The 16,294-nt window shown below is 63.5% G+C and carries 13 protein-coding genes; 4 read left to right on the top strand and 9 right to left on the bottom strand.

Annotated features, from left to right (window positions below; genetic code table 11):
* Positions 1 to 19: 19 nt before the first annotated feature.
* Positions 20 to 1,093 carry a glycosyltransferase gene (locus tag B0G71_RS16350; protein ID WP_116142756.1) on the bottom strand — a complete coding sequence of 358 codons (1,074 nt, stop codon included), beginning with the start codon at positions 1,091 to 1,093 and terminating at the stop codon, positions 20 to 22.
* Positions 1,093 to 2,346 carry an oligosaccharide flippase family protein gene (locus B0G71_RS16355; RefSeq protein ID WP_116148655.1) on the bottom strand — a complete coding sequence of 418 codons (1,254 nt, stop codon included), beginning with the start codon at positions 2,344 to 2,346 and terminating at the stop codon, positions 1,093 to 1,095. Before B0G71_RS16355 ends, B0G71_RS16350 begins: the two co-directional genes overlap by 1 nt.
* Positions 2,347 to 2,676: 330 nt before the next feature.
* Between B0G71_RS16355 and B0G71_RS16360 the strand changes: the two genes are divergently transcribed.
* On the top strand, positions 2,677 to 3,882 hold the full coding sequence (locus tag B0G71_RS16360) for a glycosyltransferase (protein WP_106284415.1): 1,206 nt from the start codon (positions 2,677 to 2,679) through the stop codon (positions 3,880 to 3,882).
* A gap of 117 nt (positions 3,883 to 3,999) precedes the next feature.
* On the opposite strand, the gene B0G71_RS16365 is transcribed toward B0G71_RS16360, so the two are convergent.
* Positions 4,000 to 5,154, bottom strand: coding sequence for an acyltransferase (locus tag B0G71_RS16365; protein ID WP_116142757.1), 1,155 nt, complete (start codon positions 5,152 to 5,154; stop codon positions 4,000 to 4,002).
* Between the two features lie 285 nt (positions 5,155 to 5,439).
* Here B0G71_RS16365 and B0G71_RS16370 point away from each other — a divergent pair, with 285 nt between their 5' ends.
* Together B0G71_RS16370 and B0G71_RS16375 are read left to right on the top strand one after the other, a co-directional pair.
* On the top strand, positions 5,440 to 6,933 hold the full coding sequence (locus tag B0G71_RS16370) for a hypothetical protein (RefSeq protein ID WP_116142758.1): 1,494 nt from the start codon (positions 5,440 to 5,442) through the stop codon (positions 6,931 to 6,933).
* A complete protein-coding gene (locus B0G71_RS16375) occupies positions 6,930 to 8,150 on the top strand; it encodes a glycosyltransferase (protein WP_116142759.1) in 1,221 nt (406 codons plus the stop codon). The genes B0G71_RS16370 and B0G71_RS16375 overlap by 4 nt, the downstream gene beginning before the upstream one ends.
* Before the next feature lie 102 nt (positions 8,151 to 8,252).
* On the opposite strand, the gene B0G71_RS16380 is transcribed toward B0G71_RS16375, so the two are convergent.
* Both B0G71_RS16380 and B0G71_RS16385 read right to left on the bottom strand, forming a co-directional pair.
* Positions 8,253 to 9,992 (bottom strand): FAD-dependent oxidoreductase, encoded by a 1,740-nt coding sequence (locus B0G71_RS16380; RefSeq protein WP_116142760.1) that lies wholly within the window; start codon positions 9,990 to 9,992, stop codon positions 8,253 to 8,255.
* A 220-nt stretch (positions 9,993 to 10,212) separates the two neighbouring features.
* Positions 10,213 to 10,833 (bottom strand): DapH/DapD/GlmU-related protein, encoded by a 621-nt coding sequence (locus tag B0G71_RS16385; protein ID WP_116142761.1) that lies wholly within the window; start codon positions 10,831 to 10,833, stop codon positions 10,213 to 10,215.
* Positions 10,834 to 11,018: 185 nt separating this feature from the next.
* Between B0G71_RS16385 and B0G71_RS16390 the strand changes: the two genes are divergently transcribed.
* The gene (locus tag B0G71_RS16390; protein WP_116142762.1) at positions 11,019 to 11,519 is read left to right on the top strand and encodes a hypothetical protein; all 501 of its coding nucleotides are present in this window, start codon (positions 11,019 to 11,021) and stop codon (positions 11,517 to 11,519) included.
* 31 nt (positions 11,520 to 11,550) lie between these two features.
* On the opposite strand, the gene B0G71_RS16395 is transcribed toward B0G71_RS16390, so the two are convergent.
* The 4 genes from B0G71_RS16395 to gmd form a co-directional block, all read right to left on the bottom strand.
* Positions 11,551 to 12,885, bottom strand: coding sequence for a glycosyltransferase WbuB (locus B0G71_RS16395; protein ID WP_116142763.1), 1,335 nt, complete (start codon positions 12,883 to 12,885; stop codon positions 11,551 to 11,553).
* Positions 12,886 to 12,941: 56 nt separating this feature from the next.
* Positions 12,942 to 14,084 (bottom strand): glycosyltransferase family 4 protein, encoded by a 1,143-nt coding sequence (locus B0G71_RS16400; RefSeq protein WP_116142764.1) that lies wholly within the window; start codon positions 14,082 to 14,084, stop codon positions 12,942 to 12,944.
* 112 nt (positions 14,085 to 14,196) lie between these two features.
* Positions 14,197 to 15,156, bottom strand: a complete 960-nt coding sequence (locus B0G71_RS16405) for a GDP-L-fucose synthase (RefSeq protein ID WP_116142765.1) — start codon at positions 15,154 to 15,156, stop codon at positions 14,197 to 14,199.
* A 5-nt stretch (positions 15,157 to 15,161) separates the two neighbouring features.
* Positions 15,162 to 16,280 (bottom strand): GDP-mannose 4,6-dehydratase, encoded by a 1,119-nt coding sequence (gene gmd, locus B0G71_RS16410; RefSeq protein WP_106284425.1) that lies wholly within the window; start codon positions 16,278 to 16,280, stop codon positions 15,162 to 15,164.
* Positions 16,281 to 16,294 lie beyond the last annotated feature (14 nt).

The following is a 16,294-nucleotide window of genomic DNA, read 5'->3' on the forward strand; positions in this document are numbered from 1 at the left end:
AGGCGCGCCATGCGCCGCGCTAGCGGGCCGACACGGCCAGACCCACCTGATGCGCGATCGCGCGATAGCGGTCGGCGGTATCCCTGAGCGTCAGGCCGGCCAGCGAGCGTTGCGCCCGCGCCTGTCCTAGCGCAACGATCACCGCCTCGGCATAGCACTGCACGTTGCCGGTATCGACCAGTTGGACGCCCGGAAATCCGCTCGCGAAAGCGAAAGCCGGAATCTTGCTCGCGACGATCGGCACGCCGGAAGCGAGCGCCTCGAGAAACGCCACGCTGTGCGCCTCGGATTGCGACGGCATGACGAACACGTTCGACTCCGACAGCACGGTGGCGACATCGGTGCGCGGGCCCGCCACCGCGACACGCTCCGCGATGCCCAACGTCTGCGCCAGCGCAATGACCGCGCGCCAGTAGTCGGTGTCTTCGATCACGCCGTACAACACGAGCCGCGCGTCTTTCTCGCGCTTGAGTACTTCGCTGAAAGCACGCACCGTCAGCAATTGATTCTTCACTGCCGCGTACCGGCCAATCTGCACCACCTGCGGCGCGCGGCCGTCGCGCTCCACGCCGTCGGTGAATGCGAAGCGCGCCAGATCCACGCCGTTCGGCACCACGGTCATCGAAGGATGCGGCCCGATGGCCTGCACGTAATCCGTCACGCCCTGCTCGGACACACCTATCACCATTCGGGCACGTCCGGACAGAACATGTTCGATGCGCCTGAACAGCGGGCGCTCGAAGTCGTTGGTCGCCGAATGCATGACGTAGACCACCGGCACACGCAGCGGCAACGCGCGCGCGTAAAACGACGGAATGGTCGCGTGCGCAAAGATCACATCCGGACGAAAACGCCGCACCGCTCCGAACAAATGGCACAGCTTGATGAACGAACGATGGCGCAGCTTCGGAAAGAAGCACTGCACGCCGTGGCTTTCCAACTCGTTCCGCAAAGGTGCGAAATCGGCATGCGCCGGCAACAGCGAAGCCACGCACACCGCCATGCCCTCGGCACACTGATCGAGCGCAAGGTCCCTCGCCAGAACTTCTGCTCCGGACAGACGCGGCGCAAGAACCAGGTGAAAGACACGCATCACGACGTCCTTGCTGTCAACGTCCTGAACAGCATCCACGCGGCGGCGCAGCCAAGGCCGAGCGTCATGGACCACGCAATGCCTGTCACGCCCCAATAGTGCACCGCGGGCGGCGCGCTCAACAGCAGCACCACCACCTGAATCGCAGACGCATGCACGGTCGCCTTCGCGTCGCCCACTGCGCGCAGATACGCTACGAGCACGGCGATCAACGCGCCGATCGCCATGTTGATCACGAGGATCCTGAAGAGCGGCACCGCCGGCAGCCATGCGGCGCCGAGAATCAGCGAGAAGAGCGGCTCGGCGATCAGCCTGAGCAACGTGACGAAAGCCGCGAGCCCGAGCGCGATCACCAGCAAATAGATCTTGATGATGCGCGAGGCCGACTGCGGACTGTGGCGATGATGCGCCGCGAAGGTCGGAAAGAGGTATTGCGACATGGCAATCGCGGCGTCGGCGAGCAGCATCTGCGCGAGCCGCGACGACATCTGATAGCTGCCCAGTTGCGCCGGTCCGAGCAGTTTGCCGACCACCACCTTGTCGAACTGATTGAGCAGCAGATTGATCACGCTGCTGGCCCAGATCCAGCGGCTGAACCCGACATAGTGGCCGATCCCCGACCACACGGCGCGGATCGGCGGACGCGGTTTCATGGTCGCCCAGGTTAAGGAGCTTTTCAGACTCTCGCCGGCTACGAGGCCGATCAGTACCGACGACGCACCGGCGCCGAAATACGCGAGCGCGAGTCCGACCGCGCAATCGACGAACGACGCCGCCACCTCCACGCCCGCGATGTGCTGGAAGCGCCGCTCGCGCTGCACCACGTAATAAGCCGGCGACGCCAGACCGCGCAGCAACGGCAGCAGTGCAGCGAGCTGGATCAGGATCAGCGAGCCGTTCAGGTGGAACTGGCTGCTCAGCAGTGGGGCGAGCGCGACCAGCAGCAGCGAGATGAGCACGCCTCGCGCCGTCAATGTGGTCCACACCGCGCCGAGTTGCGAGCGCGAAGGTGGATGTTCGCCTTGAATGACCGCTTGCGCGAGGCCGGTATCGGACAGCGCTTCCGCAATCGCCACCGCGAGCAGGGCCACGCTCACGCTACCGATTGCCGCCGGCCCGAGCATCCGGCCAATCGCAAGAAATTTGATCGCTACAAGTCCACGCACGGCGAACTGCTGCAGCAGGACCCACGTCGCCGCACTCGCGCCGAAGCTGCCCGCCACCGAGAACGCCGGAAGCCTGATCGCCCGCAAGCTATCTCTCCGTCGAATCGGAGCGCCGTTGAATCCGTCGCGCGCGGAACGATTTCGTGGATCGCTCTGCGAACGCCGCCAGCGCATGATTTGTTAGGTTGCGCCAGCAAGCTGGCGAGTTTTTTCGTCGAATTTCATACACGACCATACCGCGAGAGAATCGCCCACAACCGCCATCAGCTAGGCCGGTTCGGCCTAAGGCGACGACCCCTAGTACGCTGAACCACAAAGCCGGACAAATTAGTAGTTACACGGATTCCGGCGATGCTAACGTTGTTCAGCCAGCGCCATGCGAGAAGCGGCGCTCGAGTACTTATTTCAGCAACGCAAATGGTTACCGACGCAATGGAACAAGACTACGTCCTGATCGTGGAACCGAATCTCACTGGCCACCGCTGGCGATACGCCGAGTGGATCATGCAGGCCTGCGCGGACGCCGGCTATCCGTGCATGCTCGTGACCGAGTGCGCCAACGAAGACCACCGGCTCGCAAGACAGATCACGGCCGCCAACCGCCCGGATCAGCAGATCGCTTTCGTCGATCCGGAGGAGCGGCCCCGCAACCGCCTGCCCGACCCCAACGAATACTGGCGCTTCCACCGCTATTTCAAGCGCGTGCATACGATCATCACCCGCATGCAGTCGATCCGGCTCGTGGTCGTCCCCTACGTCGATTACTTTTTCTATTCGCTGCCGTTTCTCGGCTCGCCTTTCGGCAAGACGCCATGGATCGGCATCACCATGCGCTCGACATTCCATCATCACAAGGTCGGCATCAAGGCGCCCGATCGTCCGGTCGTCAATGCGATCAAGGCGCTGCTCTTCAAGCGCGCGATTCGCACCACCGGCCTGCGCACGCTGCTGACGATCGATCCGACCTTGCCGGAATGGTCGGCGCGCAGCCCGTCGAAGCACAGCGCGGCGATCGCCTACGTGGCCGACCCGTTTCCCGATGAGCACGCGGAAAACCCCGTGCTGGCCCGCGAGCGTCTGGGGCTCGATCCCGGGCAGCGCTACCTGCTGGTGTATGGCGCGATCACGGAACGCAAGGGCATCTACGAACTGGTGCATGCGCTGACGCGTCTCGAGCATGCGCCCACGCTGATCGTCGCCGGCGAGCAGGATGCGGGCACGCGTCATTTCATGCGCAATCACGTGCGCAGCCTCAATCCCGCGCCGCTGGTACTCGACGCCTTCATTTCCAACGATATGGAGCGCGATCTGTTCTCCGCGTGCGACGCGGTCTGGCTCGGCTATAAGGGGCACTACGGCATGAGTGGCGTGCTGGTCCAGGCCTACCGTTTCGGCAAGCCGGTGATCGCAACTGAAGACGGTTTGATCGGCTGGTTCAGCCGGCGTTGCGAACTGGGGCCGATTCTGAGCGACCTGAGTTCCGCGTCGATCGGCCGTGCGATCACCGAGACCATGACGTCCTGGCCGCACACCGCTCAGGCCATGCCCTCCGCGCGTGAAGACCTGCTGTCACGACATACGCTCGGGCAATTCAAGCAGACCTTGTTGCAGCAGATGGCTTGATTGCGCGACGGGTTTTTCAAAAAAACGAGGCGTCCATCAGTGCGATGGACGCCTCGTCACATGTGGCGCCGGTTTATGGCCGCATACGCGAGTAAGCAGCCGCATGCTCTTGCATGCTCAGGATAACTGCCCACCGGCGGCAGCGGCGGGCACTTCCTCGCGCACCGAGCTGCTGCGCTTTTCGGGGAACAGCGCATTGCGCATCAGCAGGAACGGGTACTCGATGGCGCGCGTGGTCACATAGCCGATTGCGATCGCGATCGCAAACTGCGCCGCGATCGCGACGACCCAGATGAGACTCGGCGTGAGACCCAGCGCGGTCGTTTTCCGGATCAGCATGTCGCCGGGCGCGAGCGCGAGCGAATGCCACAAGTAAATACCGTACGAATAAAGGCCGATCCAGGCTACGCCACGATAAATCCACGACGTACGCAACGATCCCGAGTATTCGAGCACCAGCACGATCAGCGCGGCGAATCCGAGCGCCTGGATTGAGTAGCCGATGCTTTCGTCCAGTGCGAGGTTTTTGGTGGCGAATGCGAGCCATGCACAGAGCAGGACGACGCTAAAAATCAGCAGCCACTTGCGCTTCGCGAGTTGATGATAGACGCCGGGTTTCATCCAGTAGATTGCGGAAAGAATCACGCCCACCAGCAGGCTGTCGATGCGGTATTGCGTGTAAGCGAAGGCGCCGTCGAGATTGCCGCCCGCCACCGCGAAGCAGCGCGCTGTGAGCACCACCGCGCAGATGCCCGTGAGCACGCTGACGATCGTCCACGCGCCGAGACGCCAGCGCGAGAACATCAGCAGAAGCGCCGGCAGCACCAGATAAAAGTGTTCTTCGACGGCGAGGCTCCAGGTCTGCGTAATCGACGTGCCCAGGTAGTTCTGCAAGTGCGTCAGGTTCTGGACGAGGAAGGTATTCCACGGGTGGCGTCCGGCCAGCACATGGAAGGCGATCAGCACGTAATACGCGGGCCAGATGCGGAAAATCCGCCGGATGATAAAGCGCCGGGCATCGACATGGCCGGTTTCGGCGTACTGCCGAAGCAGCAGGCCGCCCACCAGAAAGCCGCTCAACGTGAAGAACAGGTTCACGCCTTCGCGGCCGAAACTCTTCAGTGGGTACTCAATAATCTGGATGAGGTAATTGCCGGTATGGACCGCATGAAAGTGAAAGCCCATCACCATGATGATGGCGATGCCGCGGACGAAGTCGAGTTCGATCGCCCGTCCGGCTTTTGCGGGTCCCGCCCCGCCAAATAACTTCATGCTGTTCCCCTCGGTCGTCTCTCTCGCAAGGCACGCGGCCCTTTTTGCATATTCGGTGTCGGCAAGCGTGCGTGCGCGCCAACTTCAAGGCATTCACCGACAACCTGCGCAAGTGTGCGCGCGTCTTGCAGAGCTTACGCTTTCCGCTAACGCCTAAACCCAGGCATTGTTCGACGAATGCGGCCCAGCCAACTAACAGGCGTAGCGATTCCTTCAAAATAACCCGATGCGAGACCGTCCGCTATAGACCGCGGCGAATCTACGGCGACGGGGAGGGAATCGTTAATGCGCCATCAGTATGCAACGCCCTGGATATGGTTTTTTTTGCTGCCGCTCGCGTTCGACTACAAGGCGACCGACGCGAATACGGGTCACTTCGCGCAATTCATTTTCGTCCTGCCGGCGATCGCCGCAGGGATTGCCCTGCTTCTCATCGCGCCGCGCTTTCACGAGCGCTCGCGGCTGCGCTCGATCGTCACGTGGAGCATGATTCTGTGCGTGGTCGGCAGCATCGTCGCGCAACTCGTTCAGGATAACGACACCGGCAACTATCTGCGGGTGCTGCTGCCGTTCATTCTCTTCACACTGGGCTATCTCGTGGCGTGCCGCCCGTGGAGCGAATTTCGCATCGCCCAGTTCGAGAAAGCCCTGTTTGTCGCCAACGTCATCAGCCTTCTGTTCACCCTGGTCTACGGCATGGCGACGGGCGGCGATCTCGACGACGTGCGCTTCCGTATCCTCTCCGTCACATTGCTGGGTCTGCAAGGCGTATTGCTGCACGAATTCATCGTGGCAAAGCGTTATTCGCTTTTCACGGTATCGATTTTCGCCTTGAGCGTGATCATCGAATTGCTGAGCGTGACCCGCAGCGTGATGGTCGGCACGGTGCTGCTATTCCTGATCGCGATGGGGCTGAGCGCGCCGTCGATCCGGCATATCTGGCGCGCGATGAGCCGCACTGTGATCATTGGCGCGGTGCTCGCCGGCGTGGCCGGCGCCGCGGCGCTGGCTTTCCCGACCGTCGCCGAACACTGGGCGCAGCGCATCTTCTTCTCCGAAGAAACCCGCTCCGGCAAGGATCCGACCACGATCACGCGTCTCGCGGAAATGCGCGACCAGTACGATCAGGTGACCGCGGACCCGACGACCTTGCTGTTCGGCGAAGGCTACGGCCACTACTACCGCTACTCGCCGGTCTATCTGCCTGACCTTGCCGGCCAGATCAGCGAGAAAGACTTTTACGCGATCAACGAATGGGCCGCTGGCCATAACTTCTGGGTCTATCAGTTGTTCGCGGGCGGACTCCTGTTCGGCGTTGGCATGCCGTTGGCCACACTCGCCGCGCTGGCGGTCTGCTTCTTCTCATATCGCTACTGGCGCTCGGTCGTGCCCGACGCGCCGATGCTGCCGGTGCTCGGGCGCGCCATCATGCTGTTCGCCGCGTTGCCGGCCACCTCGATCGGCGGCAATCCGCTCGGGCCGCGATTTTCCGGGCTGATTTTCGGCGTCGCGCTTGGCCTGATGATCGCCACGTACGCGCGTTTGCAGCGTGCGCTGCCGGCACGCGCACGGCGCTTCCGTAGCCCGCCGTCTGTGCGTCCGGAAGCGATGCCGGAGTTGCCCGGCCGGATCCAGCCGGGCATGGGCCGCGCCGACCTCCCGTCAACGCTCGGCATATCGCGCACCGCGAGTTCCGCATCCGAAACCGGCCAGTTCGGCGCCCTCGTCCCGCATTCGCCGCCCAGACATCGCTCCAACCGACCGAATATCGCCCGATGAAGATCCTCCACCTGCTAGCAAGCGTCGACCCACGCGCCGGCGGTCCCGTTGAAGGCGTTCGCCGCAGCGGCCTGGCTATGCGCGAAGCCGGCCACGAGATCGAGGTGGCGACTTGCGACGCGCCCCGCGACGCCTTTCTTGCGTCCTTCCCCTTTCCGGTCCATGTCTTCGGCCCGACCAAAGGCCGCTACAGCTTCAGCGAACGCCTCGCGCCGTGGCTCGCCGCCAACGCGAAGCGCTATGACGCGGTGATCGTGCACGGCCTGTGGCAATACCACGGCTTCGCGGCATGGAAGGCGCTGCACAAGAGCGAGGTGCCGTACTACGTGTATGTGCACGGCATGCTGGACCCGTGGTTCAAGGAGGCTTACCCGCTCAAGCATCTGAAGAAATGGCTGTATTGGCCGTGGGCGGAGTATCGCGTACTGCGCGACGCGCGCGCTGTCATCTTCACGACGGAGGAAGAACGCACGCGCGCACGCAAGTCGTTCTGGCTGTACCGCGTGCATGAACGGATCGTGCCGTTCGGCACGACGGTGCCGCAACTCAAAGCGGCGCCGCTGCGCGAAGCGTTCCTGCAAGCCATACCGAGCCTGCGCGGCAAACGCATCGTGCTGTTTCTCGGCCGCGTCCACGCGAAGAAAGGTTGCGATCTGCTGATCGACGCTTTCGCACGCATTGCCGGCCGCGACCCGGCGCTGCACCTCGTGATCGCCGGTCCGGATGAAACCGGCTGGGCCTCGACGCTGCGTACCCAGGCGCAGGCGGCCGGCATCGCGCATCGCGTGAGTCTGCCGGGCATGCTTCAGGGCGAACTCAAGTGGGGCGCTTTTCATGCGAGCGACGTGTTCGTTCTGCCGTCGCATCAGGAGAATTTCGGCGTGGCGGTGGCCGAGGCGCTGGGCTGCGGATTGCCGGCGCTGATCTCCGATAAAGTCAACGTGTGGCGCGAAATCGAAGCGGACGGCGCGGGGATGGTGGCCGCGGATACCGTCGACGGTACGGAAAAGAATCTGACGCGCTGGCTCGAACTGGACGACGCGGCTCGCGCGGCGATGCGCGCGCAGGCGGCCGCGACCTTCAACGCGCGCTTCCGTGTCGAGACTATGGTCAGCGCCCTGACCGCTCTGCTCGAAGCCAGGGGCAGCCACGACGACGCGCGCAACAACGACAGCACGCTCACCACGCTGCGCGAAACGACTCAGCCAACCCACTGACGCGCGCCGTCTCTCACCAGGCGGAAAACTCTCGAACCGGCAACCCAAAAGCGAAGATGGCGCGCCTTGTGCGCGCCATCTTCGCTTGTCCTGATCACACGTTCACTGCTCTTTCATCAAGGGTGTCAAGGTCGAGGCCGCGATCGGCAACGTATCGACCTGAGACGGTGTGTGAAGTGACATGGTGGGGCTGTTCGCCGCATCAACTCGCGTACTGCCGACGGCGTCCGGCACATTGAGTTGCCGCATCAGATGGCCGGCGAGACGCAACGACAGCGCGGCAATCGTGATGGTCGGGAAATTGGCGCCGACGGTCGGAAACACCGAGCTGCCGCCAATGTACAGATTGCTGATGCCGTGCACCTTGCAGTCGCGATCGACCACGCCCTCGCGAGGCGAATCGTGCATGCGCGTGGTGCCCATGTGGTGCCACGTGCCTTCGAGCTTCGCCGGCCACGTGCGGCCTTCGAGCGGTTCATCGAGCGTGACGTCCGCGACGTTCGCCATCTGCAACTCCTTCGCGAGCAACTGGAAGGTCTTGTCGAAAGTGCGCTGCACCTGGTCGCCGAGGCGCCACTCCACCCGCACGCGCGGCATGCCGAAGTGGTCGCGCTTGTCGGCCGACAAGGTCACGCGGCTATCCGGATTGGGCACCGCCTCGACGATAGCCTGCAGCGTGACGTCGGTGATCAACGCGGGCCATTGCAACAGCCGCGTCAAACCAAAGCCGACGGTATGCAGCGGGTGCGCGATCATGGTCTCGATGTCGCGTTTCACGCTGCGGCCCGGCTGGTCCTTGCCCATCAGCGCTTCCTTGAAACGGATCAATGCCTCGGAACCCGCGCTGCCCTCGCCGTACCATTTCGAGTAGAGCCACACGCGTGAATTGAGCAGCTTTTCGCGTTCCATCCACTCCTGCTTCGGCGCGAACTGGGACGATATCTTCGTGCCGTGCGCCGAGACAGCCACGTTCTGGTAGTGGTACTTGATGTCGTACAGCTTGTTGCGCGCGATGCCGGGACGGAAGCGCACCTTGCCCGACATCATGCGCGGATGATCCATGAAATAGCGGCCGACCAGATCGTTGGCATTGCCGAGCCCGGCGGCCTGCACGTTGTTCGATGCCAGCAGCAGGCGCGCGTTTTCAATGCCGCCCGTGGCCAGCACGAAAATTTTCGCGGTCACCGTTATCGCGCGGCCGCTGATGGTGCCCACCTTCAGTCTGGAAATCGTCGTGCCTTGCGCATCGGCGTCGATACTGAGCACGTTCGCATGAAGGAACACGCGCACCCGCGTCGAATGCGACAGTTCGTCGCGATACACCTTGCCGAAGCGAACCGGCGGGCTGAACTGCGCAACGGTATCGCGCATGTCGCCGGTGGCGAGCGGCAGACGGCGCACGTCCTGACGCCCGATCTCGCGCTCCCAGTAAGCGGGGTCGAAATTCTGCGGGCCGAGCTTCAGCAGTTCATGCGTGCGTGCATAGTAAGGCGCCAGTTCATCGAGGCCGAACGGCCAGCCGCTGTGCGGAATCCAGTCACGCTTTTCGAAGTCCCATGGATCGAGCGGGCGGCACCAGCCGCCCCAGCAGTTGCTGCTACCGCCGAAATAGCGGCTGCGCGAGCCGTCCGCGAACGTATAGGGAAGCCCGATGTTCTCGCCGCGATAGAGGTCGCGAGTTGCGTCGTCAGGTCCAAAACCACCGCTTTCGAGCATGCAGGTGTCGATACCCGCCCTCGACATTTCCAGCGCGAGCGTGATGCCCGCGACGCCTCCGCCGATGATGCAGACCGTCGTCTCGACGACGGTGTTCTGTTCAACAGTACGTGTATCGATGAACATCCGCTACTCCCATCTGCTTCACGCATTTCCTGGGCGCGGTGCGGTTCGCCAGGCGGAGCCGGCAACCAGACCACGCAGTCGTCGCGGCCGGAACTTGCAAGGGCGCCGCCGCGAATGCCGTTCATCACGCAGTGCGTCAATCCCATTGCAACGGCCGGCATTCCGGCAAAACGACCTCGGCGTCCTCAGCGTACAAACGCTGTGGCTTTATGTCTGTGGTTCAGGTCACGGAGTCGAACCGTTTCCTGATAAAACGGCAAGGATTGCCGCCGTACACGCCCTCCGCTTCCAGCGAACGATGCACGACCGACAAAGGTGTCACGACCGCCGAACGGCCGATCGTCACGCCCATTTGCACCACGCACTTCGAAGTGATCCACACGCCGTCCTCGATGATGATCGGCGCGACATGCAGATCCATCGTGGTGCTCATATCGTGCGATCCCGCGGTGAGGAACGTGCCCTGAGAAATGCACACGTTCGAGCCGATGCGGATCAGCGTCTGGTTGTAGATCCACACATCGACACCGAACCAGCAGTTGTCGCCCACTTCGAGATTCCACGGCGCCTTCACGCGCAGCGGATGCACGAATCGGCAACCTGTACCGATCTTCGCGCCGAACAGACGCAGCAACGCCACGCGCACAGCGGAGAACGGCAGTAGTTTGTTGTTGATCACACAGGCTTCCAGCGCGAACCAGACAAGCTCGACCAGCGCACCGCGCTTAGCCTGATAGTTTCCTTTTCCGGCCTGCGACAGATCGATCACGCGGCCGTTCCCGCGCGCGCCCTCGGCCGGCGGCATGCGCCCGACGTGAGGATCGTCGGCTACGTTACCCATCAGCTTTCTCCGAACCACGAACAGTGGTAAACATAGGCAGGCATGCCAGGCAAATCTCTTACATTATGTTGCGGTGTCTGCCCCGGCTTCACGCGGTGGCTGTGCAGGCAAGCGTTTTGGCGGCTACGCGCGTAGTGGTTGGCGCACGATAGCTTTATCCCGACAGCATTTCCTTGGGGAATCAGATGATCACCTCGCTTCGACACACTGCTACCTGGACGCTTCTCGCGATCGCATCGTGCGCGGTGCCGGCCTTCGCGCAGAACGCCGCGCCCAATAACGCGGCGCCCGCCCTCCCGCCCGCCGCGACGGCGGCCAACGGCTACGGTCTCAATGCACAGCTTCCGGCCAACCGGCGCGCCGCGCATCGCAGTAGCGAGCAGGCGCTGCTCGGCTCCCCGAACCCCTACAGCACCGACGGCGCGCAAGGCGATACGAACGACGCCCAACGCGCGGCGCTGCTCGACACGCAACGCATGACGGTGTTGGGCGGCGACCAGGCGGCACAGCCAGCGGTCGGCAAAGGCAAGGGCAAAGCGCCGCTTGCGGCCGACGGCCAGGTGCGTGTAGCCGGCCAGCCAGGACGTCCGAACGCGGCCGCCGGTCTGACGCCCCAAGGCGCCACGAGAACCACCTACACCGACCCCTACGCCAGCAAGCAGGGCGTCTACCGTTCTCCCTGGTAATATCGCCTTCATGACACCGCCGCGGGCCGGATCAATCCGGCGCGGCTTCCTCCGCGGTAGCCGGTTTTCGCCGGCGCCTCGCCGCAGCACCTGAAGGCCGCGCGCCGAAAGACGGCGTGCCGCCTTTCCCGCGTTTGCCTCCTGCCTCACGCAACAGCATCGCGAGCCGTTCCTCGAAGGTGCGAATCGTCGACTCCGGCGAGAGCGTGCGCTCCGCATAAGCGCGCGCCGCTTTGCCAAGCGCCGCACGTCGTTCCGTGTCGTTCGCCAGCGCCGTGATCGCCGCGGTCAGCGCCTTCAGGTTGTCCGGTGGCACGACCACGCCGCGCGGCGCCACGGCTTCGTAGAGCGCCGTGCCGCGACGCGCCATCGCCACGGTCGCGCGTCCGCTCGCGAACATGCCGGTGAGCTTGGACGGCATGACAAGGTCGGCCGCGTCGCCGCGTTGCGGCAGCACGTGAATATCGGCGAGGTTGAGCAGTTCGTTCAGGCGGTCCAACGGTTGCAGCGGCAGGAACACGCAATTCGTCAGTCCCGAGCAGCGTTCGCGCAGCCCCTCTTTCGCCGCGCCGCTGCCGCAGAACACGAAGGTGAGATCCGCGCGCGCCGCGAGCGCAACCGCCGCATCGGCGAGCGTTTCGATGCCCTGCTTCGCGCCCATGTTGCCGGAGTACAGAACCACTTTCTGGTCGTCAGGAATCCCCAGCAGGCGCCGGAATTCGCTCGGCCGCGTGAGCGGAAAAATCGTCGACACGTCGACCCAATTGGGCAGACAGACAACCTTTGATGCGTCGACGCCCTTGGTCGTCGCGCGCTCGCTCATCTGCCGCGTGATCGAGGACACGGCGTCGAAGCGCCGCAGCAAAGCGCTTTCCACCCGGCGTGCCATGCGGGCCGCGAATGAGCTTTTCAGCAAGCCCAGATCGAATGCCGCATCGACCTCATAGTCCTGAATATGTAACCAGGCGCGCGCGCGCGTGATGCATGCGAGCATCAGCCCGCCCGGCGCGCACATCAAGGTCGGCGCGATCAGCATGACAGCGTGCGGGCGCCACAGCACCTGTCGCACGAGAAGCGGCAGCGAGGTCGCCGCGAAGCTCGCCAGATGCAGCATGCGCTTCAGGCCGCTCGGACGCGCGGGCACCCACAGCGGCGCGCGCCAGATCGCCACGCCGTCGCGCGTTTCGTGCTGATAGCGCCACGACGCGTAGCCTTCGCCGACACGCCACTCCGGGTAGTACGGCGGCGCGCACACCACGCGCACGTCATGTCCGCGGCTCGCCAGCAGCACGGCCATTTCCGCCGTGTACTTGCCCACTCCCGTCAGCTCAGGCGCATAGTTGATGCCGTAGATCAGTATCTTCATCGTAACTGCCGGAGCGAGTAAGGGCGTTGTGGCGCGGCCTGGTTGTGCGAAGCGGCTCAGTCGCTCAACATCAATGCACAGCCGCGGGCGATGTTGGCAGCCGCGGAAGGCGGATCGAAACGGCGAATCACATCCATGCAGCGGCGCGCGGTGCCGCCCGCGTCGGCGAACGCCTCCATGGCCTTGAGCATGGTGCGCTGCAGGCCGGCGACGTCGCCCGCTGTAAATGCATAGCCGCTCACCCCGTCGATCACCAGTTCCGGCACGCAGCCGCAACTTTCGCTGACCACGGCGGGGCAGCCATGCGCGAGCGCCTCGTTGACCACGAGTCCCCAAGGTTCGCTGTAACTCGGCAGCACCATGCAGGTGGCGCCGTAATACTCCCGCGTCAGCGGCTCGTCCTGCAGACTGCCGACGAACGTCACCGCGTCGCCGAGTTCGAGCTCGGCCACCTTCGCATGCAGCGCGTCGCACATCGGGCCGGTGCCGACAATGCGCAGCTTCGCCGCCGGAATCCGCCGCCGCAATCCGGCGAACGCGTCGATCAGCGTGCCGATGCCCTTCTCTTCGGACAAACGCCCCACGAACAGAAACACCGGCGGATTACCCGCGCGAGCGGCGACCCGCTCGACCAGCGCACGTTCCGGCGAAAACGAACCGGGCATTGCCGCAGCCTGACAAGGCACGAAAATCTTGTCGCGCTTCGCGCCGAGCGACAGCAGATACTCGCGGCTGCGCTCGCCGAAGCCGAAATAGCCGTCGCACAGCGCGAAAAACACGCGCTTCGGAATCGACGTCAGCAACTTTTTGGGCCGGTCGCGCGCGGTCGAATCGCAGAACACCGCACGCCGTTTGCCGGTCACGATGCACGCCGCGAGCATCGCCCAGTATTCCGGGCGGTGGTAGCCCGGCAGCACGATCAGATCCGACTTGGTGCGCAGCACTTCCCATGTGAGCCGCGCGATCAGCTTCAGGGTCGGCACGTCTTCGTAGCAGCCGTCGAACAGCTTTTGCATCGGATAGCGGTGAAACGAATAATCGACGTCGGAAAAGCCGACGCGGTCGTGCTCGGTATCGGCGATCTGCACCATCGAATAGCGAATCGCTCCGGAAGCCGAAATGTTATGCAAGGCGGAAAACACGACACCCTTGTGGCGCGACCACACGACGTTGTGGAAGATCGTGACTGACGCTGTCATTTTTATGCCACTCCTAGAAATATCGTCCTGCGTGCATTGCGCATTCTGCGCAGGCACAGCGTCCCCTTTGGTCCGTCAATCCAAAGCCGCGTCGTGGCGGCCATCCACGCGCCTACGCTTCGATGGCGGCGGCGGGCGTCGAACCAGCGTGTGATTCGACGAAGTCACGATAGGTGGAGGCAATGCCGTCGGCGAGGCCGATCGTGGCCTGCCAGCCCATTTGCGTCAGGCGTGAAACGTCGAGCAGCTTGCGCGGCGTGCCGTCGGGTTTCGAAGCATCGAACACGAGTTCGCCTTCGAAGCCGACCACCTTGCAGATGCATTCGGCCAGCTCGCGAATCGACAGGTCCTCACCCACGCCGACGTTGAATAGGCCTTCCGTCACGTTGTGCTCGAGCACGAACAGCGTGGCCGCGGCAAGGTCGTCGACATGCAGGAACTCGCGCAGCGGCGTGCCCGATCCCCACACCGTCAAGGTGGCGTCGCCGTTCAGCTTCGCTTCGTGCGCCTTGCGCAGCAGCGCCGGCAACACGTGGCTGCTCTTCAGATCGTAGTTGTCGTTCGGGCCGTACAGGTTGGTCGGCATCAACGCGACGTACTGCGTGTTGTACTCGCGGTTATACGCTTCGCACAGCTTCACGCCGGCGATCTTCGCGATCGCATAGGCGTCGTTGGTCGGCTCCAGCGGCGAGGTCAGCAGATACTCCTCGCGGATCGGCTGCGGACATTGCTTCGGGTAGATGCACGACGAACCGAAGAACACCAGCCGCTCGACCTTGGCGCGATACGCGGCGTGGATCACGTTGGTTTCGATCACCAGGTTTTCATAGATGAACTCACCCGGCTGCGTCGCGTTCGCGAGAATGCCGCCCACGCGCGCGGCCGCGAGCAGCACCACGTCGATCTTTTCGCTTTCGAAGAAGCGGTTCACGGCCGCCTGATCCGTGAGATCGAGCTCCTTGCGCGAGCGGGTAATCACGTTCTGGTACCCCTCGGCGGCAAGACGCCTGACCAGCGCGGAGCCGACCATGCCACGGTGGCCCGCGACGAAGATGCGTGCTTGTTTGTTCATCGCCGTTACTCGTGATGTTCCAGCGCCGTGAATCCGGCCAGCGTGACAAGCGCGTCACGTCGCGCGATCTGATAGTCAGAGCGCACCATTTCCTTGACGAGCGAGGCGAACGAGGTAGTCGGCTGCCAGCCGAGCTTCGCATGCGCCTTCGACGGATCGCCGAGCAGCGTCTCGACCTCGGCGGGCCGGAAGTAGCGCGGATCGACCCGCACGATCACGTCGCCCGGCGACATCCTGATCTCGCGCCCTTCCACCTTTTCGACGATGCCGATTTCGTCCACGCCGGTGCCTTCGAAACGCACGGTGACGCCCAGTTCAGCGGCGGCGTGCTGCACGAACTGACGCACGCTGTATTGCACGCCGGTGGCGATGACGTAATCCTCCGGCTGCTCCTGTTGGAGCATGCGCCATTGCATCTCTACGTAATCACGCGCATGGCCCCAGTCGCGCAGCGCCGACAGATTGCCGAGATACAGGGTCTTCTGCATGCCCACCGCGATGCGCGCGACGGCGCGCGTGATCTTGCGCGTCACGAACGTCTCGCCGCGCACGGGCGATTCGTGATTGAACAGAATCCCGTTGCACGCGTAGAGACCGTACGCTTCGCGATAGTTGACGGTGGTCCAGTACGCGAACAGCTTGGCGACGGCATATGGGCTGCGCGGATAGAACGGCGTCGTCTCCGACTGCGGCACCTGCTGCACGAGACCGTATAGCTCGGAGGTCGAGGCCTGGTAGAAGCGCGTTTTCTCCTGCAAGCCGAGAATGCGGATCGCTTCGAGAATCCGCAAGGCGCCGAGGCCGTCCGCGTTGGCGGTGTATTCCGGCTCCTCAAACGACACCGCAACGTGGCTCTGCGCGGCGAGGTTATAAATCTCGTCCGGCTCGACGCGCTGGATCACGCGCAAAATGCTGGTCGAGTCGGTCAGATCCGCGTGGTGCAGAAAGAGGCGCTGATCCGGATCGTGGGGATCGCGGTAAAGATGATCGATCCGGTCTGTGTTGAACAGGGATGACCTGCGTTTGATGCCGTGTACGTCGTAATCCTTGGCGAGCAGCAGTTCCGCCAGATACGACCCGTCCTGTCCAGTGATGCCGGTGATCAGCGCGACCTTACGTTTCATGGAGCGTTCTCCTC

Origin of the sequence: Paraburkholderia sp. BL27I4N3 (genome assembly GCF_003386115.1) — a bacterium.
GTDB lineage: Bacteria > Pseudomonadota > Gammaproteobacteria > Burkholderiales > Burkholderiaceae > Paraburkholderia.

Excerpts from the sequence above, each read along its gene's own strand:
- B0G71_RS16390 (WP_116142762.1), top strand. The coding sequence starts at position 11,019 with ATGATCACCTCGCTTCGACACACTGCTACCTGGACGCTTCTCGCGATC.
- B0G71_RS16380 (WP_116142760.1), bottom strand. The coding sequence starts at position 9,992 with ATGTTCATCGATACACGTACTGTTGAACAGAACACCGTCGTCGAGACG.
- B0G71_RS16385 (WP_116142761.1), bottom strand. The coding sequence starts at position 10,833 with ATGGGTAACGTAGCCGACGATCCTCACGTCGGGCGCATGCCGCCGGCC.
- B0G71_RS16405 (WP_116142765.1), bottom strand. The coding sequence starts at position 15,156 with ATGAACAAACAAGCACGCATCTTCGTCGCGGGCCACCGTGGCATGGTC.
- B0G71_RS16375 (WP_116142759.1), top strand. The coding sequence starts at position 6,930 with ATGAAGATCCTCCACCTGCTAGCAAGCGTCGACCCACGCGCCGGCGGT.
- B0G71_RS16365 (WP_116142757.1), bottom strand. The coding sequence starts at position 5,154 with ATGAAGTTATTTGGCGGGGCGGGACCCGCAAAAGCCGGACGGGCGATC.
- B0G71_RS16350 (WP_116142756.1), bottom strand. The coding sequence starts at position 1,093 with ATGCGTGTCTTTCACCTGGTTCTTGCGCCGCGTCTGTCCGGAGCAGAA.
- B0G71_RS16400 (WP_116142764.1), bottom strand. The coding sequence starts at position 14,084 with ATGACAGCGTCAGTCACGATCTTCCACAACGTCGTGTGGTCGCGCCAC.
- B0G71_RS16360 (WP_106284415.1), top strand. The coding sequence starts at position 2,677 with ATGGTTACCGACGCAATGGAACAAGACTACGTCCTGATCGTGGAACCG.
- B0G71_RS16370 (WP_116142758.1), top strand. The coding sequence starts at position 5,440 with ATGCGCCATCAGTATGCAACGCCCTGGATATGGTTTTTTTTGCTGCCG.
- gmd (WP_106284425.1), bottom strand. The coding sequence starts at position 16,280 with ATGAAACGTAAGGTCGCGCTGATCACCGGCATCACTGGACAGGACGGG.
- B0G71_RS16395 (WP_116142763.1), bottom strand. The coding sequence starts at position 12,885 with ATGAAGATACTGATCTACGGCATCAACTATGCGCCTGAGCTGACGGGA.